This window comes from Halobellus sp. (assembly GCF_042218505.1).
GTDB lineage: Archaea > Halobacteriota > Halobacteria > Halobacteriales > Haloferacaceae > Haloquadratum.
In genome coordinates this window covers 45884-68033 of record NZ_JBDGQZ010000008.1, presented here as the reverse complement: position 1 = coordinate 68033, position 22150 = coordinate 45884, and the positions used below count along the sequence as shown (strand labels likewise).

Here is a 22150-nt window from a genome sequence, read left to right as displayed (position 1 = left end):
TGGGAGTCGGACAAAAACCTACGGTGTCCTCGCTCGCCGCCGGCGGACCCGCCACGCCAAACCGTGCCTCGACGAACGCTGATCACCGACGCCCACTCGCCGCCGATGCGAGCAGAAAGAACGCGATCACGCCCGTGAACCACGTGACGAAGACAACTGTCGCCCCGTCGCCGCCGTAGTGCTGCGCGAAGGCGAGCGGACTCACGCTCACGCCGAACACGCCGACCGCGTGACCGACTCGATCGGTCCGGTCTTCGAACTGGAACTGCGCTCCAAGGAGGGAGCCGTCGAACGCGAGGTATAGATACGCCGTGCCGGTGTAGACTGCCGCGGTCCCGAGTGCGACGAACCAGTCGGTGACGAGAAACTCGTAGAAGCCCAGGCCGACGACCGCGCCAGCGAGCAGCGCAAAGGCGAGGTTTCGGTCCACACGCTGACGTCAGCATCGACGAAGATCAGCGTTTCGGACGCTCATCGGGGTCACATCGGTACTCGTCGTAAAAAACCGGATCTCGAAGTGGATACGGCGACGACGCCCGCCTAAATCCACTCGTCGAGCGACGGTGCGTCGGATACTCGCATCGAAAGCCACGCGTCGTCACAAGTAATGTCGGCGATAATGAACTCCGACTTGCCGGAAGTGGAGTCTACCGAGGCCATCACCTCGGCGCGCGACGCGTCGGACGCTGCCGTCGCATTCGGCGTCATATATGCTACTACGTGTCAATCATATATAAAACCGTCGGATCCACGCCAATAATACCACACGAATATGTGTATTTCACCGAGAGAAACGACGAAAGCAGGACTATATATGGCTAAATATTCGACGTATGAAGTTCTTTACCCCGGTTTGAACCGCATCTATTCATCCTCTGAGTGTGTTATGCTTTCTCGTTTCAAACTTTGGCTCACCACAAGCAGCGATCGACGACATAGGCGACGGTCCCGTCCAGTTGCGCGATGGCAACCGGACGACCCCGTCACGAACGGGGCGCGAACGACAAACGGGGCTTCAAAGAGTACAAGAGGTGTGGCGCAGTAAAGCGGCGTATGAACGTTGCCGACGCGATGACCCCCCGCGAAGACGTGGTGGTCGTAGAACTTCCGGGGACCCGCGACGACGTGTTGGAATACCTTCAGGAGCGCGGCTTCTCTTCGGTTCCCGTGGTCAAGCAGACCGACGACAGCGAGGAGTACCGCGGGCTCGTCTCCCGTGAGGAGCTGATCGAGCGTCCCGACGAGGACCAACTCGCGGTGCTGATGCGTGAGGTTCCGACCGTCACAGCCGACGAGAGCGTCGTCGACGCGGCGCGACTGATGATCGAGGCCGGAACGCGTCGGGTCCCCGTCGTCGACGGCGTGCTCGAAGGCATCATCACCGTCACCGACGTCATCCACGCAATCGCCCGCAGCGAGGTCGAACTCGACGCCACCGCCGGCGAGATTGCGACCCGCGACGTGAACACGACCTACGAGGAGACGCCGCTGCCGGTGGCCGAGCGCGAACTCTACTACGCGAACGCCCCCTACGCCATCTGCCTCGACGACTCCGGGTCAATGAACGGCATCCTGACCGAGGTGGACATTATCGAGGTCGCCCGCGTCGTCGAGGGCGAAGACGACACCGGTGACTCCGTGGCCGGACAGGACGACGAGTGGATGTGGGAGGGGATCAAAGCCGTCGGCAAGCGCTACATCCCGACCCGGAACGTCGAGATTCCGGCCGAACCGGTCTCGATGTTTATGTCCGAGGATCTCGTGACCGTGCCGGAGAGCAAGCCCGTTATCGAAGTCGCGCAGGCGCTGATCACTGAGGACATCGAACAGATTCCGCTCGTCTCCGGAGACCAACTTATCGGCGTCGTCCGCGATAGCGATCTGCTGGGGGCGCTGTAATGAGTGCGGAGACGGAGGGCGAGCGCCTCGCCGAACTCGCTAAGCGCCGCGGCTACTTTTTCGGTGCGAGCGGTGCGTACGGCGGGGCCGCCGGCTTCTACACGTTCGGGCCGCAGGGCGCGTCGCTGAAATCGAACGTCGAGGACGCCTGGCGCGACCGCTTCACCGTCCAGGAGGGGAACTTCGAGGTCGAGGCGCCGACGATTATGCCCGAACCGGTCTTCGAGGCCTCTGGTCACCTCGACGGCTTCGACGATATGCTCGTCGAGTGTCCCGAGTGCGGCGAGTCCCACCGCGCCGATCACCTGATCGAGGACGCGACGGACATCGAGGAGGCAGAGACTCTGCCCATCCCCAAGGTCGAATCCCTAATCGCCGACCACGACCTGCAGTGTCCGACGTGCGGAGCCCACCTCGCGGGCGAGTCCGTCGACAGTTTCAATCTGATGTTCGAGACGAACATCGGGCCAGGATCGTCGACGCCGGGGTATCTCCGGCCGGAAACCGCACAGGGTATCTTCGTGGAGTTCCCGCGGATCAAAGAGTACGCCCGTAACAGCCTCCCGTTCGGCGCGACGCAGATCGGGCGGGCCTACCGCAACGAGATCTCGCCGCGCAAGAGCATCGTCCGCACCCGAGAGTTCACCCAGGCGGAGTTAGAGCAGTTCGTCGATCCTGAACGCGACGAACCGGCCCTCGAATCGGTTGCAGACGTCACAGTGACGCTGTACCCTGCGGCCGAACAGGAGGCCGACGACGGCGACTACGTCGAGACGACGATCGGCGCGGCCGTCGAGGAGGGAATCGTCGGCGACGCGTGGATCGGATACTTCCTCGGCATCGCCCAGGAGTGGTACGGGCGGATCGGCGTCGATATGGACCGTTTCCGCTTCCGACAACACCTCGCCGGCGAGCGCGCTCACTACGCCGCCGACTGCTGGGACGCCGAGAGCGAGGTCGACGGCGACTGGATCGAGATCGCCGGCTTCGCCTACCGGGGCGACTACGACCTCTCGAAACACAGCGAGTACAGCGACGACGAGTTCACCATCTTCCGGCAGTTCGACGAGCCGAAGACGGTAGAAACGGCTGTCGTCGAGCCGGATATGAGCGTTCTTGGCCCGGAGTTCGGCGAGGCGGCGGGCGAGGTAAAATCGGCACTCGAAGCCCTCGCTGAGCGCGACCCCGACGCGTTCGAAGACGAGACGGTGACGGTCGAGGTCGACGGCGAGACTCACGGGGTCGACATCGACGTGGCGAACTTCCGGGTCGAAACGCAGACCGTATCTGGAGAGCACATCACGCCGCACGTCATCGAGCCCTCGTTTGGCGTCGATCGGACCGTGTACACGCTCCTGGCGCACGCCTACGAAGAGGACGAGGTCGGCGACGAGACGCGGACGTACCTCTCGCTGTCACCCGACGTCGCGCCGACCGACGTCGGCGTCTTCCCGCTGGTCTCGAACGTCGAGGACCTCGTCGACCGCGCCGAGGACATCGTCGCTGATCTCCGCGAGTCGGGCTTCAGCGTCGTCTACGACGACTCGGGGAGCATCGGGCGCAGATACAGACGGCAGGACGAAGTCGGGACGCCGCTGTGTGTCACTGTCGATCGCGACGGACTCGAGAGTGACGGCCCCGACACCGTGACCATCCGTGAACGCGACACCGCGCGGCAGGTCCGCGTGCCCGTCGACGACCTCGTTGCGGAACTGCGTGCGGTCGAACGCGGCGATCAGCCGTTCGACGACCTCGCCGATCGGTACGAACTTGTCGAGTCCCCCACGGACGCGTAGATGGTCCTCGCCCACGTTTCGAAGCGCGAACTACAGCGGCGACTCGTCCACGCGAGCGGGACCGGGCTTCCGCTGCTCTTCGTTCTGGGCTTCGTAACGTGGGCGCAGTTCGGAGTGGTGATGCTCTTCGTCTCCGGCGTCGCCGCCCTGCTGGAGTTCGTGCGGCTGTTCGTCGGACTCGACTGGGAGATCTACGACCGACTCACCCGCCCGTACGAGGAGACGAACGTCGCCGGCTACGCGCTGTATATGTTCAGCACAACAGCCGTCGTCCTCGTCTTCGCGCCACACGTCGCCGCGCCGGCGGCCCTGATGCTGACAATCGGCGATCCGATCTCGGGACTGCTCGGGACGACCCGCGAAGCCGGTGAGTCGAAACGGCTGCGGACGCTCGGAGCGATGTTCGCGGTCTGCCTGCTCGTGTCGCTGCCGTTTCTCGTCCCCGCTGCGGGCGTCGTCGCCGGCGGCGTTGCCGCGGTGGCGGCTGCGCTAGGCGCGACCGTGGCGGACGGCTTCAAGCCCGTGCTCGCGGGCTACGTCGTCGACGACAACCTCTCGATCCCGCCAGTATCGTCGGTCGGCGCCGCTGCCGTCCTCGCGGCGACTCGCGCCGCGCCGGTGTTCGGATAGCGGCGATTCCGCCCCCGGATTCGATTGGTCACGCTGATGAACCGGGCTACCGCCGTGGGTGCGATATAGGACAGCGGATCCCACGGGATGCCCGGGCCGCCGCGATCAGTGAGGCCGAGTCCGCCGCGGCGTCGTCAGTGATTGCTCCCCGTCTCGACTGTCGTTCGCTCGTAATCGATCCCAGCGTCGTCGAGATGCGATCCGAGGAGGGACATTCCGCGGTCGAACGCGAAGCCGACGCCGTCGATGTGGGCGTTCCCATTTTCGGTCGGTCCGAGTTCCCAGTGGGCGTGAAATTCGATCTGACCGTCGTCGTTGCGCCAGCCCCGGACGTGCGTCTGCCACCAGTGGTAGTTCTTTCCGTTGACTGTCTTGTCTTCGTAGATCACGCGAGCGAGATTCAGGTCTTCGCCCCGCTCGTGGTAGGGGAACTCCCAGTTCGGCGCGACACTGTACGCCCCGAGTTGCGCTTCGATCTCCGGGACCGATCGATTGACGACGAGACACTCCACGTCGACGCGGGATACGATGGTGATTTTATTTACCCCGGCGTTGAGGGCGACACCCTCGCGCTCGGCGAAATCGCCGGCAACCCGCACCCCCGCGGGGCCCCGTACGAGGAGAAGGCAAAGCGGGCCAGCAACGTCAGTTTCGTCCCGCCCGCACTCCGGACCGGCAACGTGACGATCCGTCCCAACGCGTTCGTCACAGATATCCGCACCGAGACGCCGCTGGGCGACGATCCGACCGCGACCGGGATCGAGTTCCGTGACACGTGGTCGGGCGCGACGGAGCGTGTCGACGCTGAAGCGGTGGTTCTGGCGGCCGGGGCGATCGAGACGCCGCGGCTCTGGCTGAACGCAGACCTGCCGGCCAACGAGTGGGTCGGCCGCGGACTGACGATCCACTTCGGAGACAACGTGATGGGCCTCTGGGAGGCCGACGAACTGCGCGCACGACTCGGCTCCGAGACGGTTGACCAACACGGAGGCTATGACATCGCCGCTCGGTTCGACTACCCCGGCGTGGGGATGCTCCAGACAGTCGGCACTGCGCCCGGAATCGGGGCGATCCTGGGGTTCGGGGCGAGCGCGTCGGGGTTCGCCTTCCAGAACGACGCCGCCGACGAACCCTGGGATACGATGGGGCGACTGGCCGGCACCGAACTCAAACGGTTGCTCTCGGACTACCGCCGAATGGTGCAGATCCTCGCCGTGACCGACGACCGGCCGCACCAGCGAAACGGCGTCACCGTCGAGTCGGCGATATCGGACGAACACGGACCGATCCCGCTCGTCAACTACGAACCGAGCGAGGGCGACAGAAAGCGTCGTGACGAACTCGCGCGGATCGCCGCAGACATCCTCCGCGAGGCTGGTGCCGTCCACGTCCAGCGGTCCGACTCCACACCGACCGCCCTCCACGTCCAGGGCACGGTGCGGATGGGAAAGGTCGTCGACGAGGCCTGCGAAGCGTACGACGTCGACCGACTTTTCGTTGCCGACCATTCTGCGCTGGCGAACGGCGTCGGCGGTGCGAACCCAACCAACACGGGACAGGCGGTGGCGGCCCGCACGGGCGAGCGAATCGTCGAACGGCACTTCTGACGCCCCGTCCGTCGATGCGGCCGTCGGTTCGCTGGGACCTCTCACGAACGGATTCGCACGCGGCGTTCGAGCACGTACGCGTACGTCGAGTTCGCTTGCCACTCCGCGACGCTCTCCTCAGAAATTTCGCCGGAGGAGTAAACGCGTTCCTCGTCGAACGCGATCACGTGCCGCGGCCAGGGATACGGCGGGTCCCAGCAGAACCCGATTCCCAGTCCGGTGCGGTCGTTGGCGGCCGCCCACGAGAGACTGACGAGCGCGTAATCCTCACAGTCGCCGCGGCCCGCCTCGACACACTCGCGCGGACGCGCGGCGAAATCCCGGAAGCCGTTCCACTCGTCCTGCGTCCAGACGTACTCCGAATCGGACCACTCCTCGATGTCGAACGATTCCCACCAGTCGTCGCGGTCGACGCAGCGGGCGGGTGTGACGAACGTGAGCGGCGTCCAGCGGCGGATGTTCATACGACGACGACTATGGCATCCGTGGTAATGTCAACTAATAATAAGGAACGGTGGCGGCATTTTTACCACCGCCCGGAGTACCAGCACCTACTCCCAGACAGATGGCGGGATACGCCGCAGCCGGTCGATTGACCAACGCCGCCACCCTTGACGCGGTACGGCACGCGTTCCAGGGCGACCTCGAGTCGTTCGCACCGCCCGCCGATCCCGACCCGCGTCTCGTTGCCCTCGTGGAGCGGCCTTTCGAGTCGACCGCAGACGTTTCCGAGCGGCTGTCGCAACTCGGAGCCAGACTGCGAGACCGGGAAGACCGACGCGCCGTGTTCTTGACGGTCTACGTGCGGATGACGCAGGCGGTCCACGCCGGAATCTAACGGGGAACCTTCGCCGATCCGGCCTGGATCCAGGAGTACCTCCTCGCGTTCGCGGACTACTAGCGACGGGCGTTCTTAGCCTTCGAGCGTGGGAACCTCGATCTGGTTCCCGACCCCTGGCGTATCGCGTTCGGGACGGCGATCCGCGGCGACGCCCTCGTCGTACAGGACGCCTTTCTCGGCGTGAACGCGCACATCAATTACGACCTCGGCCTCACGATCGACGACGTCGGCATCGATCCGAACCGATCGCAGAAGTACGCCGACCACCAGCGGATCGACGATATCCTGACCCGTCTTGTGGACGCCCAACAGCGGGCTCTCGCCGAACTCTACGCGTCAGGCATCGAGGAATCGACACCGCGTTCGGTCGACTCGACGAGCGGCTCTCCCTGCTCTCGATGACGGAGGGGCGCGAGCAGGCGTGGCGCATCGCCGTCGTCAGAACTGATCTCGACGCCCCACCGATTCTCGCCGCGACCCGATGGCTTCTGCGAGCGACCGCCACCGGCGGTGCGTTCTTCATTCGAGGCCCGAAGTTGGATCCGACCCTCGTAGACGCGCTCAGAACCGTCGAAACCGAAGCGGTGGACCTCACGGCGGTCCACGACGGCGTCCAGAAACACCTCGATACGACGCAGTGAGTTCCCGGGAACGCGGGGGGGGGGTGCGCCCGGATGCGAGCCCCGATCGGCCGAGCGTTTTAGGCCACTGGCGTCAGTACCGACAGCGATGACTGATGATTCTCTCGTCGTCGGCGCAGACGCCTGTTCCGCAGGCTGGATTACGACGGTCCGCGACGGCGACGACGTACGCGTCGAGGCGTACGAACGGTTCGACGAACTGGCCGGGACGTACGCTGACGCGGCGCGCATCCTCGTCGACATCCCGATCGGGCTGCCGACCGACGGCCGGCGACGGTGTGACGAGCACGCCAGCGACCTGCTCGGGTGCCGCGGCATCTCGGTGTTCTACCCGCCCAGCGAGGCGGCGATGGACTGCGACGACTACGACGCCGCCAGCGACGCTCACCGGGAACACGTCGGCCACGGCCTCTCGCGGCAGGCGTTTCACATCAGCGACTCGATCCGGGACGTTGCAGGCGTCGTCAAGCAGACAGTCGATACCGGGGGCGGCACCGAAGCGAGCGACCGCTACGACGGGAGGATCAGGGAGGCCCACCCCGAACTCTGTTTCGCCTCGCTGAACGGCCAGCCCATCGCGTACTCGAAGTCCGGCGAGCGCGGCCGTCGCCTCCGCCGATCGCTGCTGTCAGCGGTGCTCCCCGGCTGTGACGCCGCATACGAGGACGCGCTGGAGCGGTATCCCCGGACCGAGGTCGGCCGGGACGACGTGCTTGATTCGATGGTGCTCGCCGTCGCGGCGCGCGAATCACCGCTAGCAACGGTCCCCGCCGATCCGGGGGCGACGGAACCGCGGATCTACTATCCCGGCTTCGAGGTCTGACCCGCTCGCATCCCGAAAGCGTTTAGTGCGACGCCTGAGTTCCCTGATGTGATGACCTACTGCTCTCGGAGGCACGTCCGCTTTTTTCCGAGAGTCGCTTCCTTAGCCGTCTCGGACCGCCTCGCGCCGGTCGCCGCCGCCGCGCGACGCCGACGACGACGGGCCTGTTAGGCCCACCAGTATCCCACCTCCACGTCACATCGAAGGTACCGACAAGCGACAAGCGTCCGTATAGACATTGCTGCGGTTTTGTTTCTTCAACTAAAACCGTGTAATTTATACGGAAGAGCGCCTGACTCGGAGATATGACAAGCGTGGCACTCGCGTTCTCCGGCGGGCTCGACACGACGGTGTGCGTGTCCCTGTTGCAGGAGGAGTACGGATACGACGAAGTGGTCGGCGTCACGGTCGACGTCGGGCAGCCACAGTCGGAGTTCGAGGAGGCACAGGAGACGGCAGACGCCCACGGGCTGGATCTGCACGTGGTCGACGCGAAAGACCAGTTCGCGGACCTCTGTTTCGACTCGGTGCGCGCGAACGCGACGTATCAGGGCTACCCGCTCGGGACGGCGCTGGCGCGTCCGGTCATCGCCAACGCAATCCTCGACGTCGCCGAGAAAGAGGGCTGTGACGCCCTCGCGCACGGGTGTACCGGCAAAGGGAACGACCAACTCCGCTTCGAGGTCGTCTGGCGCGCCTCCGACCTCGACGTGATCGCGCCCGTTCGCGAACTGGAACTCACCCGCGAGTGGGAACAGCAGTACGCCGAGGAACACGATCTTCCCGTGCAGTCGGGGAATTCGGGCGTCTGGTCGATCGACACCAACCTCTGGAGTCGCTCCGTCGAGGGCGGCCAGTTGGAAGATCCCAACTACGTCCCGCCGGAGGACATCTACGAGTGGACCCGGGATCCCGCGAACGCGACCGAGACCGAACTGGTGGAGATCGGGTTCGAGAACGGATATCCGATCGCGCTGAACGGTGAAGCCCTCTCGCCGGCCGAACTCATCGAGACGCTGAACGAGCAGGCAGGAAATCACGGCGTCGGCCGGACGGATATGATGGAAGACCGGATGCTCGGGCTGAAAGTTCGTGAGAACTACGAGCATCCGGCGGCGACGACGCTACTCACCGCTCACGAGGCGCTGGAGCAACTCGTGCTCACGCAAGACGAGCGCGAATTCAAGCGTGCGATCGACGACGAGTGGGCCCAGAAGGGCTATCAGGGTCTCGTCGAGCACCCACTCATCGACGCCCTGGACGGCTTCATCGCGGAGACGCAAACCCGCGTCACCGGATCCGTTACGGTGAAATTCGAGGGCGGCCAGGCCCGCGCTGTCGGCCGCGAATCGGAGTACGCGGTCTACTCCGAAGACGCCGCCTCGTTCAACACCTCCGGCGTCGGTGACATCACCCAGCAGGACGCGACGGGCGTCGCGAAGTACCACGGCTTCCAGTCGCGGCTCGCCAACGCCGCGGCCGAAGCCGCCGAGAGCGACGACGAAGGCGACGGGGAGTGAGATGACCGACGGCGAGGATCACAGCGACGGTTCGGGGTCGCAGGACGGCGAGAGCGCGGCCGACGGCGACGGACCGGGCGTCGTTCGCCGGGACCGCTTCAGCGGCGGGCCAGCACGCGGTTTTCTGTCCAGCCTCGCGGCCGACGAACGGATCTTCGCCGCGGACCTCGCGGTCGACCGTGCGCACGTCGTGATGCTCGCCGAGCAAGGAATCGTCGCCGACGACGTCGCGGGCGAAATCCTGACCGCCCTCGACGCAGTCGAGTCGGCGGGCCACGGCGCGCTCCCCGACGGCGAAGACGTCCACGAGGCGATCGAGACGGCCGTCGTCGAGCGAGTCGGGCCCGACGGCGGCAAGATGCACACCGCTCGGAGCCGCAACGACGAGGTGGCGGCCTGCATCCGCTACCGCCTGCGCGAGGATCTCCTCGACTCGATCGAGGCGATTATCGCGCTTCGGGAGGCGCTTCTCGACACCGCTGCCGAGCACGTCGACACGGTGATGCCGGGCTACACGCACCTCCAGCCGGCCCAGCCGACGACGGTCGCGCACTTCCTGCTCTCGTACGAGTCGGCGGCCGCCCGCGACACGGCGCGCCTGCTGGACGCCCACGACCGGGCGAATCGCTCACCCCTCGGTGCGGCGGCGTTCGCGGGGACGCCTTTCGACGTCGACCGCCAGCGGACGGCCGACCTGCTCGGCTTCGACGGCGTGATCGAGAACTCGATGGACGCCTCTGCGGGGCGAGATTTCCTCGCGGAGTCGACAGCGGCGCTCGCAACCCACGCCACCACGCTGTCGGGCCTCGCCGAAGACCTGGTGCTCTTTGCGAACAGGGGCTACGTCGACCTCGCAGACGAGTACTCCTCGACGTCGTCGATTATGCCCCAGAAAGTGAACCCGGACACGCTCGAACTCGTTCGCGCGGTCGCCGGCGACGCCGTCGGCGGCCTGACGGGACTGCTGACGACGCTGAAAGGGCTGCCGCGTGCGTACAACCGCGATCTTCAGCGCGCGACCCCGCACGCCTGGGAGACCGTGGACGCGGTGTCAGAAGCGGCGGCCGTCGCAGCGGGCGCAGTCGGAACCGCTGAGTGGCCCGTGGAGACGCTGGCGGCGGCGGCTGGGACGGGTTTCTCGACGGCGACAGGCGTTGCGGACGCGCTCGCAATGGCCGGCGTGCCGTTCCGCACCGCCCACGAAGTGCTGGCGGAGGCGGCCGAACGCAGCGGCGGCGAGACGCCGACCGTCGCAACACTTGACGAGGTCGCAGTAGATGTACTCGGCGCGTCGCTGTTCGAATACGTGAGCCGCGAGCACGTCGAGGCCGCGCTCGATCCCGCCGAGAGCGTCCGGAGTCGCGACTCCCCCGGTGGCCCCGCGCCCGAGGCGGTCGCGTCGCAACTCGACGCTGCCGGGGCCGGCATCGACACCGACAGCACGGCACTCACGTCGCGCCGCGAGATGCTCGACGAAGCCACATCGACGCTGGCGGCGGCGGTGGAGACGTATGTCTGAGCCGCGACCCGCGCGGCGGCCCGACTCCGAGGTGCCCCGGGGTCCGCCTGACCCGCCGTCGCGGTCGGTTCTGCGACGGTCCCCTCCCGGGGACAATACCATATGAAATCAGACATAGATTTCACACGTACGGATTGACCGTCTGTTTTACGCCGTTAGTGGTTATGCCGCTTGGGTAATTTATCCGATAACTTCGATGGGTTTAAGTCGCTTCCTTGCCCACCGACTGATATGGCAGAGACCATCACCGCAGAAGATCCGCTGAGTGGAGAAGAGATCGAAATCCCCGCCGACGTCGAGGTCGGCGAGATCGTCGATAGCCCCGCCACGGGCGCGGAACTGGAAGTCGTCTCGACCGATCCGATCACACTGGAGGAAGCCCCGGAGCTCGAAGAGGACTGGGGCGAGTGAAATGAAGGTTGGGCTGCTCTACTCCCGGATCCGGAGAGACGAGAAGCTCCTCCTCTCGGAGCTCCGCGAGCGCGGCCACGAGGTGACGAAAGTCGACGTCCGGACGGAGCAGTTCAACATTTCACAGGCACCCGACGTCTTCGAGGGACTAGACATCGTCGTCGACCGGTGTCTGGCCACGAGTCGGAGCCTCTACATCACGCAGTTCCTCGAATCCTACGACATCCCGGTGGTCAACGCGGCGGAGACGGCTGACGTCTGCGCGGACAAGGTGAAAAACAGCCTCGCGCTGGAGGCGGCCGGCGTCCCGACGCCGAACACGGAGGTGGCCTTCACGACGGACAGCGCGCTAGAGACGGTCGAACGGTTCGGCTACCCCTGCGTGATCAAACCCGTCGTGGGCTCGTGGGGGCGGCTGATGGCGAAGGTCGACTCGCGCTCGGCCGCAGAGGCCATTCTCGAACACAAGGCGACGCTCGGCCACTACCAGCACAAAGTGTTCTACGTGCAAGAGTTCGTCGAGAAGCCCGGCCGCGACATCCGCGTCGTGGCCGTCGACGGCGAGCCAATCGCCGCAATGACGCGCTCGTCGGACCACTGGCTGACCAACGCCGCGAAGGGCGGCGAGGTCGCGGCCTTCGAGGTCGACGACCGCGCGCTCGAACTTGTCGAAGCCGCGTCCGCTGCGGTCGGCGGCGGACTCCTCGGTATCGACCTGATGGAGACGGGAGACGACTACACGGTCCACGAGATCAACCACACCGTCGAGTTCAAAGCCCTGAACGACGCCGTCGACGTCGACGTACCGAGCGCAGTCGTCGACTGGCTCGAAAGGAAAGCGAACACGGAGACGGAGGCAGCGATATGAGCGCCGAAACCGACCCCGAGTTCACTGCCGGCGTCGTCGGCGGGTCGGGCTTCACCGGCGGCGAACTCCTCAGGCTCCTGTATCAACACCCCGAGTTCGACGTCGTGCAGGCAACGAGTCGCTCGAAAGAGCGGAAGACGGTGGGGCACGTCCACCCGAACCTCCGGGAGATGGACCTTCGGTTCACCTCGCCCGAGGAACTCGAATCGGTGGACGTGCTCTTTACGGCGACGCCTCACGGCGTCTCGATGGAGCACATCGACCGGTTCCGCGAGGCCGCTGGCACCGTCGTCGACCTCTCGGCGGACTTCCGGCTGAGTAGCGAAGCACAGTACGACGAGTGGTACGACGGCCACGTCTGCCCCGAGTACTTGGCGGAGGCCGAGTACGCGCTGCCCGAAATAAACAGAGCGAACCTCCCCGGCGCAGACCTGATCGCCTCCGGCGGCTGCAACGCCACAGCGACGATCCTGGGCCTGAAACCGCTGTTCGACGCCGGGATCCTCGATGGCGATGAACAGGCCGTCATCGACGTGAAGGTCGGCTCTTCGGAGGGCGGTGCCGGCGGCGGCGACGCCTCTAGTCACCCGGAGCGCTCAGGCATCGTCCGCCCGTACGCCCCGACCGGCCACCGCCACGAGGCCGAAATCGAAGCGTTCCTCGGTCTCTCCGTTTCGTTCACCGTTCACGCGGTCGAGATGACCCGTGGTGCGAGTGCGACCTGTCACCTCTTCCCGAACGCGCCGGTCTCGAAAGGTGACCTCTGGGGCGCCTACCGCGACGCGTACGCCGACGAGCCGTTTATGCGGACCGTCGCCGGCGGGGGCGGTGTCTACCGCTATCCCGAACCGAAGGCGGTCGCCGGCACCAACTACGGCGAGGTCGGCTTCGAGATCGACCCCGGAAACAGAAGACTGGTCGTCTTCTCGGCAATCGACAATATGATGAAAGGCTCGGCCGGACAGGCCGTCCACGCCGCGAACGTCGCGCTCGGGATCGAGGAGACTGCCGGCCTGTCGTTCACTGGTCTCCACCCCGTCGGCGCGCCCTGACCGGACGACACGCGGTTCGATCACACACCACTTTCGACGATGACGCACGACGCTCACCCACACGACGCACGCGACGCCCGCCAAACGCAGAGCCGCGACCGCGCGAGCGGTCTGCGACTCCGAACCGACGGAGGTGCGCGAGGCGACGAGAGCAACGCGTCAGGCCCGCCGGTCGTCGTGAAGGTCGGTGGCGCACGGGCGGTGGATCCCGCCGGTGCGGTCGCAGACGTCGCAGCGCTCGTCGAGTCCGGTCGTGAGGTCGTCGTCGTCCACGGCGGTTCGACCGCCGTCGACGACACGCTCGAAGTGCTCGGCGAGGAGCCGACGTACGTGGAGACACCGGACGGCGTCGTCGGCCGCTTCACCGACGAACGCGCGATGGAAGTCTTCTCGATGGTGATGCCCGGGAAACTCAACACCGACCTCACCGTCACTCTCCAGAACGCCGGCGTCGACGCCCTCGGCCTCTCAGGCGTGGACGGCGGGCTGTTGACCGGCCCGCGGAAGTCGGCCGTGCGGGTGATCGAGGACGGGAAGAAGAAGATCAAACGCGGCGACCACTCGGGGAAGATCACCGGCGTGGACGGCGATCTGCTGGACCTGCTCCTGACACAGGGGTACACGCCGGTCGTCACGGTCCCGATGTTGGCCGACGACGGCGTCGCGGTCAATGCCGACGCCGACCGGGCGGCCGCAGCCGTCGCCGGCGCACTCGGCGGCAAACTGGTCGTCCTCACGGACGTGGCCGGCGTTTACGCCGACCCCGACGACGAGTCGACGCTGATCGGATCGGTGGAGACGCCGGAAGAATTCGACGCGCTAAAGAACGCTGCGGAAGGATTTATGAGTAAGAAAGTGATGGCAGCCAATGAGGCGCTCGACGGTGGCGCGACGACCGTCATCGTCGCTGACGCGAACGCCGACGATCCGATCCTGTCGGCACTCGATGGCGGCGGGACGCACATCGAGGCGAGCGCGATCGGCGACGCGCAGACGAACGCCGAGGACGTGGAGGCGACAGGATGACTGGCGGATTCGTCTTCTCCGAGAAACCGATCCCGATCGAGTCGGGGAAGGGTGCGTACCTCTACGGCGAGGACGGCACCGAGTTCCTCGACTTCGGGGCGTCGTACGCGGTCGCCGCCCTCGGACACGCTCACCCGGCCGTGACTGAGGCCGTTCAGGATCAGATCGGGACGCTGACATACGTGCAGGCGTCGTATCCGGTCGACGCCCGGACGGAACTGTACCAGAAACTGGCGGCGCTCGCGCCCGGCAACATCGAGAACGTCTGGCTCTGTAACTCCGGCACCGAGGCCAACGAGGCCGCGATGAAGTTCGCTCGCTCGGCGACGGGCCGCTCAAAGATCGTTGCGACCAAGCGCGGCTTCCACGGCCGGACGCTCGGTGCACTCGCGATGACCTGGAAAGACAAGTACAAGGAGCCGTTCGAGCCGCTGGCGGGCGGCATCGAGTTCGTCCCGTACGACGATCCCGAGGCGCTCTCGGAGGCCGTAGACGAGGAGACCGCTGCGCTCTTTTTGGAACCGGTTCAGGGCGAGGGCGGCATCCACCCGGCGTCGGCGTCGTATCTCGAACACGCCCGCGAAGTGACTGAGGACGCCGGTGCGGCGCTCGTCTTCGACGAGATCCAGACGGGCGTCGGGCGCACCGGCGACCTCTGGGCGTGTGAGGGCATCGGTGTCGAACCCGACATCCTCACCTCCGCGAAGGGCATCGCTAACGGCCTGCCGCTCGGCGCGACGCTCGTGAAAGACTGGATCGCCGAGGAGTCCGGCGATCACGGCTCGACTTACTCGGGCGGCCCGGTCGTCTGCGCTGCCGCCAATGCCACGCTCGACACTATCATCGAGGAAGACGTGCCGGCTACCGCCGCACACGTCGGCGAGTACCTGCAACACGAACTCGAAGTCGCCACCGAGGAACACGACCTACCCGTCCGGGAGATTCGGGGACTGGGCCTGATGATCGGTGTGCAGGTGAAACGCGGGGCCAACCGCGTACTGAAGAACCTCGCGCTCTCCGAGCAGGTGCTCGCGCTGCCGGCGGGTCGAACGGTCGTCCGCCTGCTGCCGCCGCTCATCATCGACGAGGACCACGCCGACCAGTTCGTCGACTCGTTCGTGGAGGTGCTCGGATGACCCTCGAACTCGACCCCGAGAAGACGGCCGAGTCGCGGATCGAGAACGCGGACGTTCCGGCGGATCCCGAAGCGATGTACGCCGATTTCGACGCCGACGGGGCCTCGAAACTCCTTCGAGACGGCGGGATGGCCTTCGCGACCGAACACGAGGTTTTCGACGTCCAAGACGGACTCACCGACGGGCTGACCGAGGCGCAGACGCTGTTGGCCGATCTGGTTTCGATCCCCTCGCCGTCCGGTGAGGAGGCCGCCGCGGCCGAGCGCCTGAAGAGCTTCTTCGAGAAACACGGCCGCAAGGTGTGGATCGACGAGGTCGGGAACGTCCGCGCTCCCGCTGACGACGCTGTCCTGCTTACCTCCCACATCGACACCGTCCCGGGCGATGTGCCCGTCGAGATCGACAACAACGTGCTGTGGGGTCGCGGCAGCGTCGACGCGACCGGCCCGCTCGCGGCGATGGCCGTCGCGGCCGTCAGAGCCGGTGTCTCGTTCGCCGGCGTTGTCCAGGAGGAGACCAGTTCGACCGGTGCGTGGCACCTCGTCGACGACCGCGAGGAACCCGACGCGGTGATCAACGGCGAGCCCTCCGGGTGGGACGGCATCACGCTCGGTTACCGGGGCTTTCTCTCGGGGACCTACGTCTCGACAAGCGAACTCGGCCACTCCTCGCGGCCGGCGGACAACGCCATCCAGTCGGCCGTGAACTGGTGGTCGCGCGTCGCGGAGTTCTTCGACACCGATGAGTCCGACGGCGTCTTCGACACCGTCACCACCAAGCCAGTCAACTTCGACGGCGGCCCGACGGATGACGGACTCGCCGTCGAGGCGACAGTCGACGTTCAGTTCCGCGTCCCGCCGAAGTTCACCATCGACGACATCCGGGAGGTCGCCGAGGGCGAACTCACGCGCGGCGGCGTCCACTGGGAGAAACCCATCCCGCCGGTGATGACCAGCCCCCGCACCGAAGTCGGCCGGGCGTTCCGCGCCGCGATCCGGTCGGCTGGCGGCAAACCCCGCCTCCTGCGGAAGACCGGCACCAGCGATATGAACATCTACGCCGGCGGGTGGGACTGCCCGATGGCGACCTACGGCCCCGGCGATTCGGACCTGGATCACGCCCCGAACGAACACCTCGACCTCGCGGAGTTCGAAAGTTCGATCGAGGTGCTCGTGACCGTCTGCGAGCGCCTGCAGGAACAGGACACGGAGTGACCTCCCGATGCTCGAAACCGACCACTTCCTCGACATCGACGACCTCTCGACGGACGAACTGCACGCGGTCCTCGACCGTGCGGCGGCAATCGAGGCGGGCGAGGACGACGCCCGACTGTCTGAGCAGACGCTCGGGATGCTCTTCGAGAAGCCCAGCACCAGAACCCGGATCTCTTTCGAGACCGGAATGACCCAGTTGGGCGGCCACGCCATCTTCCTCGGCCCCGACGACATCCAACTCGGCCACGGTGAACCGCTCTCGGACACCTCACGGGTCCTCTCGCGCTACGTCGACGCCGTGATGGCGCGGCTGTTCGACCACGAGGATCTGCTGGAGATCGCCGAGTACGCCGACGTCCCCGTCGTCAACGGTCTCACCGACGACGCCCACCCCTGTCAGACGCTCGCGGATCTGTTGACGATCAGGGATGCCTTTGGCGGCTTCGACGACGTTCAGGCCGCGTGGGTCGGCGACGGCAACAACGTCGGCCAGTCGTTCGTCATCGGGGCGGCGATGGTCGGCCTGGACCTGACAGTCGCGACGCCCGAGGGGTACGGGATGGACGACGCCGTGCTCGAACAGGCGGCAGAGATCGGCCATCCGCCGACGGTCGTCGACGACCCCGAGGCGGCGGTCGCCGACGCCGACGTGGTCTACACCGACGTGTGGATCTCGATGGGGCAAGAGGACCAGCGCGAGGAGAAACTCGCGGCGTTCGAGGGTTATCAGGTGAACGAGGCACTCCTCGCAGACTCCGACGCGCAGGTGATGCACTGTCTGCCCGCCCACCGGGGCGAAGAGATCACCGACGCGGTGCTGGAGTCCGAGCGGGCCCTCGTATGGGACCAAGCAGAGAACCGCCTGCACGCCCAGAAGGGACTGCTCGTCGAACTGCTGGACGCCTGAGCACGCCGTTCTCGTCGCGGACCATCGATCACCGAGCCCCGCACTCCGGACGGCAATCGCTTTTATCCCCGTGGGCCGATTACGTCAACCATCACCACTGAAATCGAGGACGAAACGGACTCGGAGACCACCGCGAGTCCAGAACGGCGATTCAACGTAACGATCGACCGCACCGCGAGCCACATCGAGGATTTCGTCCATATCGTCGAAATCGCAGCGGCTGCCATCTTCGCGCTTCTGTTCGCGATCGGCGTCATCGACCTCGCCATACAGATACTCGAGCGGATTCAGAGCGGCGAAATCGCCAATCCACGGGCCGTCATCAAGATCATCGACACCGGGTTGCTCCTGCTCATCATCGTTGAGGTGTATCAGACAGTCATCGCGTACACCCAACGAACCGATACCCGTCGGATCGTTCGGCTGATCATCTACACGGGAATCATCGCCGTCATCAGAAAACTGATCATCTTCCGAACGACCGACTACGCGTCGACGCAAGATGCCCTCTTCGCCGCGACGGCGTACACGCTGACACTCGTCAGCCTCAGCGTGATCCTCTATATCGAGCAGCGGGCGATTACCGAGTAACGCGGCTCTCGTCCGAGCCTTTTAATCCGAGGAAGGCGGAGCATTAACCGTGTCGACGACCGGCGAGTACGAACGGTTCTTCCCCTACGAGGAGCCGTATCCGAATCAGCGCTCGGCGATGGCGGAGATTGCTGCGGCGCTGGACGACGAGCGCGACGTGCTCTTGGAGGGCGCACCGGGGACTGGCAAGACCCTCTCGGCGCTCGTGCCCGCGCTGGAGTACGCGCGGCGGACAGACAAGACAGTCGTCATCACCACGAACGTCCACCAGCAGATGCGCCAGTTCGTCGAGGATGCCCGCGCGATCACCCGCGAGGAACCGCTCCGCGCCGTGGTGTTCAAAGGCAAGTCCTCGATGTGTCACATCGACGTGGAGTATCAGGAGTGTCAGACGCTCCGCGATACGACCCGAACGCTCGTCGATAAAGAGGAGGAACGGGCCGAACTGACCGAGCAGGCCGAGGCGCTCTTAGATCGGATCCGCGAGGGCGCAGACGGCGCGGCCGAGGCTCGAAGCGCGGTCACTGACGAACTCGACGACATCGAAGACGAACTTGAGGAACTCCGCGAGGGCAACATCTGTGAGCACTACTACAACAACCTCGAACGGTCGAACGACGAGTTCTTCGAGTGGCTCTTCAGCGACGTCAGGACGCCCGAAGAGATCTACGAGTACGCTCACCAGCGGCAACTCTGCGGGTACGAACTCCTCAAAGAGGGAATGGAGGCGGTCGATCTGGTCGTCTGCAACTACCACCACCTGCTCGATCCGAACATCCGCGAGCAGTTCTTCCGGTGGCTCGGCCGCGACCCCGAGGAGGTCGTGACCGTCTTCGACGAGGCGCACAACATCGAGTCCGCCGCCCGCGATCACGCCAGTCGGACGCTCACCGAGAACACGCTCGAAGAGGCGCTCGGGGAGTTGGAAGACGCCGCCGACTCACGCGCAGGGCCGGCCGAGAACGTCCTTTCTGCGTTCCTGGGTGCGCTTCGGGAGACGTACGACGGCGCGTTCGGCTTCGGCGAACGAGAGCAGGTGGGTGAGGAGTGGTACGACCTCTCGATTGCGAACGCCGACCGACGAGACGACCTCACGCTCGCGTTCTTAGACCGCTACGAGGGTCGCGGTATCGACGCGGAGGTCGATCTCGCGCTCCAGTTGGGCCGCGCGCTCGACCAGGCCTACGAGGACGCGTATCGTGAGGGCGAGGCGACGACCCGATCCGAGTGTCAGACCCTCCAGGCCGCGGAGTTTATCGCGACGTGGATGGCCGACGGCGGCGAACTGGGGCAACACCCGATGTGTTCGGTTCGCCGCGACGCCGGCACCGACGAGATCTACGGGCGCGCGGAGCTGTACACCTGCATCCCCCGCGAAGTGACCGAGGGACTGTTCGAGGAGGTCCACGCTAGCATCCTGATGTCGGCGACGCTCCGCCCCTTCGACGTCGCCGAGGACGTGCTGGGGCTCTCGGACCCGGCGACGATGGCCTATGGGCTCGAATACCCCGAGGAGCGCCGTCGGACGCTCACGGTTGCGGCCCCGGCGCTGTTCAGTTCCGAACGGAACGATCCGGAGACGCAGTCGGTCGTGGCCGACGTCCTGACGGACGCGGCGCGATTTACGCCGGGGAACGCGCTGTTCTTCTTCCCCTCGTACTCGGAGGCCGAGCGCTACCACGATCGGCTTCGGAGCCGCGCCGACGTCGACGGTGAGGTCCTCCTCGATGGGTCCGACGTGGAGACCGAGTCGCTCCGACAGCGGTTCGTTGACAGCGACGACGCCGCGCTGTTCACGTCGCTGTGGGGTACCCTCGCAGAGGGGGTCAGTTTCGACGGCGACGATGCCCGCACGGTCGCCGTCGTTGGCGTTCCATATCCGCACCTCTCCGAGCGAATGGAAGCGGTCCAGGACGCCTACGAGCGCGCGTACGAGGACAGAAACGGTGCAGGCTGGCGCTACGCCGTCGAGATTCCGACCATCCGAAAGACCCGACAGGCCCTCGGACGCGTCATTCGCTCGCCGGACGATTTCGGCGTCCGCTTGCTGGTCGACAAGCGCTACACGCAGGCGAGCGCGGATATGGGCAAGTACGGCGTCCGCGAGAGTTTCCCCCGCGAGGAGAGCGCAGAACTCGTCGACGTCTCGCCGGAGAAACTAAAGTTCGCAATGTTGAACTTCTACGCCGATCTCGACGCCTACGGCGGCGAACCGCCACAGCCGTGAGTGCGGGGTGGCCGTGGGACTCGACAGCCGAACGGCTGATAGGCTTTCGAACCAATTGCCAAATAATGCGCATACAGCCTCCAGGTCCGTCGGGCGTCCCCTTCCTCGGCAACGTCGGCCAGTACGCCCGAGGCCCCTTCGATTTCCTCACCGAGGTTGCCGACGCCTACGGAGACGTGGCACGCTTCGAACTCGGACCGCTCGAAACGTACCTCCTGACGAACCCGAAAGATATCGAACGCGTTCTCGTGAGCCAGGACGCCAAGTTCGGTAAACCGGATTTCCAGGAAGGTGCGCTGGGGGATCTCGTCGGCGACGGCCTGCTCATCGGCGACGGCGAGACGTGGCAGCGACAGCGCCAACTCGCTCAGCCCGCGTTCCACCCCAAGCGGATCGAGGCGCTGGGCGACCGGATCGCCCACCACGCCCGGGAGATGTGCGACGACTGGGCGGCCGGCGACCTCCGAGACATCAACGAGGAGATGACGAAGGTGACCGTCCGGATCATCGTCTCGGTGATCTTCGGCGCGGAGCTGACCGACGACCGGATAGAGCGGATCCAGGAAAGTCTCGAACCGATCGTGCGACGCTTCGAACCCGACCCCGTTCGGGTGCTCGTCCCCGACTGGGCCCCGACCCGGGACAACCGTGACTACCGCGAGTCGATCCGAACGATAGAGGGCGTGATCGACGAGATTCTGGCCGAACGGGCCGGTACGGAACACGACCCGAGCGTGGATTCCGCCAGCGACGCAGTCGGCCCGAGCGACCAGCCGACGGACCTCGTCTCGATTCTCCTCCGAGCGCGTGACCGCGGCGAGCAGACCGACGGCCAACTCCGCGACGAACTGATGACGATACTGCTCGCCGGCCACGAGACGACGGCCCTGGCGCTCTCGTACACGTGGTACTTACTCTCGACCCATCCGTCGGCGGCGAGCCGCGTTCACGCCGAACTAGCGGCTGTCTGCGGCGACGACCCGCCGACGCCGGCCGACGTCCGCGAGTTCGAGTACACCGAGCGGGTGTTGCAGGAGGGAATGCGGCTGTACCCGCCCGTGTACGCCATCTTCCGACAGCCAAAAGTCGACGTTCGACTGGCCGGCTACCGGATTCCGAAGGGCACGGCGATAATGATGCCGCAGTGGGTCGTCCACCGATCGGACCGCTGGTACGACGATCCCGACGCGTTCGACCCCGACCGCTGGCTCCCCAAGCGCCGCGCGGAGCGTCCGCAGTTTGCGTACTTCCCCTTTGGCGGCGGCCCGCGCCACTGCATCGGCAAACACCTCGCGCTACTCGAATCGAAACTCATCCTCGGAACGATCGCCCAGGCGTACGAACTCGAGGCCGTCCGGGATCAACTCCCCCCGCTGCGCGGATCGCTGACGATGCACCCGGACGAGCCGATCGGGATGCGGATCCGCGAGCGAGCGGACTGA

The 22150-nt window shown here is 65.8% G+C and carries 22 protein-coding genes and 1 pseudogene; 19 read left to right on the top strand and 4 right to left on the bottom strand.

Translation table 11 applies throughout. The features are described from left to right. Positions 1-82 precede the first annotated feature (82 nt). Positions 83-430, bottom strand: coding sequence for a hypothetical protein (locus tag ABEI27_RS02380; protein ID WP_375797816.1), 348 nt, complete (start codon positions 428-430; stop codon positions 83-85). 110 nt (positions 431-540) lie between these two features. Next, on the bottom strand, positions 541-708 hold the full coding sequence (locus tag ABEI27_RS02375; protein ID WP_375797815.1) for a hypothetical protein: 168 nt from the start codon (positions 706-708) through the stop codon (positions 541-543). Between the two features lie 345 nt (positions 709-1053). On the opposite strand from ABEI27_RS02375, the gene ABEI27_RS02370 reads away from it, so the two are divergent. The 3 genes from ABEI27_RS02370 to ABEI27_RS02360 are packed head-to-tail and all read left to right on the top strand — an operon-like array spanning position 1054 to position 4325. Continuing rightward, positions 1054-1899: a CBS domain-containing protein gene (locus ABEI27_RS02370; protein WP_375797814.1), complete on the top strand. Its 846-nt coding sequence runs from the start codon at positions 1054-1056 to the stop codon at positions 1897-1899. Next, entirely contained in the window at positions 1899-3695 is a 1797-nt protein-coding gene (gene glyS, locus ABEI27_RS02365) for a glycine--tRNA ligase (RefSeq protein WP_375797813.1), read from the top strand. The genes ABEI27_RS02370 and glyS overlap by 1 nt, the downstream gene beginning before the upstream one ends. Then, the gene (locus ABEI27_RS02360) at positions 3696-4325 is read left to right on the top strand and encodes a dolichol kinase (protein ID WP_375797812.1); all 630 of its coding nucleotides are present in this window, start codon (positions 3696-3698) and stop codon (positions 4323-4325) included. Between the two features lie 134 nt (positions 4326-4459). Here ABEI27_RS02360 and ABEI27_RS02355 read toward each other — a convergent pair whose 3' ends face one another. Further along, the gene (locus tag ABEI27_RS02355; protein WP_375797811.1) at positions 4460-4837 is read right to left on the bottom strand and encodes a hypothetical protein; all 378 of its coding nucleotides are present in this window, start codon (positions 4835-4837) and stop codon (positions 4460-4462) included. On the opposite strand from ABEI27_RS02355, the gene ABEI27_RS02350 reads away from it, so the two are divergent. Then, complete coding sequence (locus ABEI27_RS02350; protein WP_375797810.1) at positions 4790-5932, top strand: GMC oxidoreductase; 1143 nt, start codon at positions 4790-4792, stop codon at positions 5930-5932. The genes ABEI27_RS02355 and ABEI27_RS02350 overlap by 48 nt on opposite strands. Before the next feature lie 41 nt (positions 5933-5973). Here ABEI27_RS02350 and ABEI27_RS02345 read toward each other — a convergent pair whose 3' ends face one another. Then, positions 5974-6396 (bottom strand): hypothetical protein, encoded by a 423-nt coding sequence (locus ABEI27_RS02345; RefSeq protein ID WP_375797809.1) that lies wholly within the window; start codon positions 6394-6396, stop codon positions 5974-5976. Between the two features lie 101 nt (positions 6397-6497). Here ABEI27_RS02345 and ABEI27_RS02340 point away from each other — a divergent pair. The 15 genes and pseudogenes from ABEI27_RS02340 to ABEI27_RS02270 all read left to right on the top strand — a co-directional run bounded on the left by ABEI27_RS02340 (position 6498) and on the right by ABEI27_RS02270 (position 22150). Continuing rightward, positions 6498-7175 (top strand): annotated as a pseudogene (locus tag ABEI27_RS02340) (DUF5995 family protein). After that, positions 7172-7414 carry a hypothetical protein gene (locus tag ABEI27_RS02335; RefSeq protein WP_375797808.1) on the top strand — a complete coding sequence of 81 codons (243 nt, stop codon included), beginning with the start codon at positions 7172-7174 and terminating at the stop codon, positions 7412-7414. Before ABEI27_RS02340 ends, ABEI27_RS02335 begins: the two are co-directional and overlap by 4 nt. Before the next feature lie 88 nt (positions 7415-7502). Continuing rightward, complete coding sequence (locus ABEI27_RS02330; RefSeq protein ID WP_375797807.1) at positions 7503-8237, top strand: DUF429 domain-containing protein; 735 nt, start codon at positions 7503-7505, stop codon at positions 8235-8237. Between the two features lie 305 nt (positions 8238-8542). After that, positions 8543-9757 carry an argininosuccinate synthase gene (locus ABEI27_RS02325; RefSeq protein WP_375797806.1) on the top strand — a complete coding sequence of 405 codons (1215 nt, stop codon included), beginning with the start codon at positions 8543-8545 and terminating at the stop codon, positions 9755-9757. Position 9758: 1 nt separating this feature from the next. Next, positions 9759-11276: an argininosuccinate lyase gene (gene argH / locus ABEI27_RS02320; protein WP_375797805.1), complete on the top strand. Its 1518-nt coding sequence runs from the start codon at positions 9759-9761 to the stop codon at positions 11274-11276. A gap of 231 nt (positions 11277-11507) precedes the next feature. Further along, the gene (lysW, locus tag ABEI27_RS02315) at positions 11508-11687 is read left to right on the top strand and encodes a lysine biosynthesis protein LysW (RefSeq protein ID WP_375797804.1); all 180 of its coding nucleotides are present in this window, start codon (positions 11508-11510) and stop codon (positions 11685-11687) included. A gap of 1 nt (position 11688) precedes the next feature. Then, on the top strand, positions 11689-12555 hold the full coding sequence (gene lysX / locus ABEI27_RS02310) for a lysine biosynthesis protein LysX (RefSeq protein ID WP_375797803.1): 867 nt from the start codon (positions 11689-11691) through the stop codon (positions 12553-12555). Then, positions 12552-13607 carry an N-acetyl-gamma-glutamyl-phosphate reductase gene (gene argC / locus ABEI27_RS02305; RefSeq protein WP_375797802.1) on the top strand — a complete coding sequence of 352 codons (1056 nt, stop codon included), beginning with the start codon at positions 12552-12554 and terminating at the stop codon, positions 13605-13607. Before lysX ends, argC begins: the two co-directional genes overlap by 4 nt. Positions 13608-13646: 39 nt before the next feature. Then, positions 13647-14633: an acetylglutamate/acetylaminoadipate kinase gene (locus tag ABEI27_RS02300; RefSeq protein WP_375797801.1), complete on the top strand. Its 987-nt coding sequence runs from the start codon at positions 13647-13649 to the stop codon at positions 14631-14633. Then, a complete protein-coding gene (locus tag ABEI27_RS02295; protein ID WP_375797800.1) occupies positions 14630-15769 on the top strand; it encodes an aspartate aminotransferase family protein in 1140 nt (379 codons plus the stop codon). Before ABEI27_RS02300 ends, ABEI27_RS02295 begins: the two co-directional genes overlap by 4 nt. A gap of 128 nt (positions 15770-15897) precedes the next feature. Then, positions 15898-16983 (top strand): [LysW]-lysine hydrolase, encoded by a 1086-nt coding sequence (locus tag ABEI27_RS02290; RefSeq protein WP_375797933.1) that lies wholly within the window; start codon positions 15898-15900, stop codon positions 16981-16983. A 7-nt stretch (positions 16984-16990) separates the two neighbouring features. After that, positions 16991-17890, top strand: a complete 900-nt coding sequence (gene argF, locus ABEI27_RS02285) for an ornithine carbamoyltransferase (RefSeq protein ID WP_375797799.1) — start codon at positions 16991-16993, stop codon at positions 17888-17890. 27 nt (positions 17891-17917) lie between these two features. Then, positions 17918-18481 (top strand): phosphate-starvation-inducible PsiE family protein, encoded by a 564-nt coding sequence (locus tag ABEI27_RS02280; RefSeq protein WP_375797932.1) that lies wholly within the window; start codon positions 17918-17920, stop codon positions 18479-18481. Between the two features lie 49 nt (positions 18482-18530). Next, positions 18531-20708, top strand: coding sequence for an ATP-dependent DNA helicase (locus ABEI27_RS02275; protein ID WP_375797798.1), 2178 nt, complete (start codon positions 18531-18533; stop codon positions 20706-20708). A 65-nt stretch (positions 20709-20773) separates the two neighbouring features. Next, on the top strand, positions 20774-22150 hold the full coding sequence (locus ABEI27_RS02270; protein WP_375797797.1) for a cytochrome P450: 1377 nt from the start codon (positions 20774-20776) through the stop codon (positions 22148-22150).

Bases quoted from the DNA above. Each gene is read 5' to 3' on its own strand.
- ABEI27_RS02375 (WP_375797815.1), bottom strand. From the start codon at position 708: ATGACGCCGAATGCGACGGCAGCGTCCGACGCGTCGCGCGCCGAGGTG.
- ABEI27_RS02370 (WP_375797814.1), top strand. From the start codon at position 1,054: ATGAACGTTGCCGACGCGATGACCCCCCGCGAAGACGTGGTGGTCGTA.
- glyS (WP_375797813.1), top strand. From the start codon at position 1,899: ATGAGTGCGGAGACGGAGGGCGAGCGCCTCGCCGAACTCGCTAAGCGC.
- ABEI27_RS02360 (WP_375797812.1), top strand. From the start codon at position 3,696: ATGGTCCTCGCCCACGTTTCGAAGCGCGAACTACAGCGGCGACTCGTC.
- ABEI27_RS02345 (WP_375797809.1), bottom strand. From the start codon at position 6,396: ATGAACATCCGCCGCTGGACGCCGCTCACGTTCGTCACACCCGCCCGC.
- ABEI27_RS02335 (WP_375797808.1), top strand. From the start codon at position 7,172: ATGACGGAGGGGCGCGAGCAGGCGTGGCGCATCGCCGTCGTCAGAACT.
- ABEI27_RS02330 (WP_375797807.1), top strand. From the start codon at position 7,503: ATGACTGATGATTCTCTCGTCGTCGGCGCAGACGCCTGTTCCGCAGGC.
- ABEI27_RS02325 (WP_375797806.1), top strand. From the start codon at position 8,543: ATGACAAGCGTGGCACTCGCGTTCTCCGGCGGGCTCGACACGACGGTG.
- argH (WP_375797805.1), top strand. From the start codon at position 9,759: ATGACCGACGGCGAGGATCACAGCGACGGTTCGGGGTCGCAGGACGGC.
- lysW (WP_375797804.1), top strand. From the start codon at position 11,508: ATGGCAGAGACCATCACCGCAGAAGATCCGCTGAGTGGAGAAGAGATC.
- lysX (WP_375797803.1), top strand. From the start codon at position 11,689: ATGAAGGTTGGGCTGCTCTACTCCCGGATCCGGAGAGACGAGAAGCTC.
- argC (WP_375797802.1), top strand. From the start codon at position 12,552: ATGAGCGCCGAAACCGACCCCGAGTTCACTGCCGGCGTCGTCGGCGGG.
- ABEI27_RS02300 (WP_375797801.1), top strand. From the start codon at position 13,647: ATGACGCACGACGCTCACCCACACGACGCACGCGACGCCCGCCAAACG.
- ABEI27_RS02295 (WP_375797800.1), top strand. From the start codon at position 14,630: ATGACTGGCGGATTCGTCTTCTCCGAGAAACCGATCCCGATCGAGTCG.
- ABEI27_RS02290 (WP_375797933.1), top strand. From the start codon at position 15,898: ATGGCCTTCGCGACCGAACACGAGGTTTTCGACGTCCAAGACGGACTC.
- argF (WP_375797799.1), top strand. From the start codon at position 16,991: ATGCTCGAAACCGACCACTTCCTCGACATCGACGACCTCTCGACGGAC.
- ABEI27_RS02270 (WP_375797797.1), top strand. From the start codon at position 20,774: ATGCGCATACAGCCTCCAGGTCCGTCGGGCGTCCCCTTCCTCGGCAAC.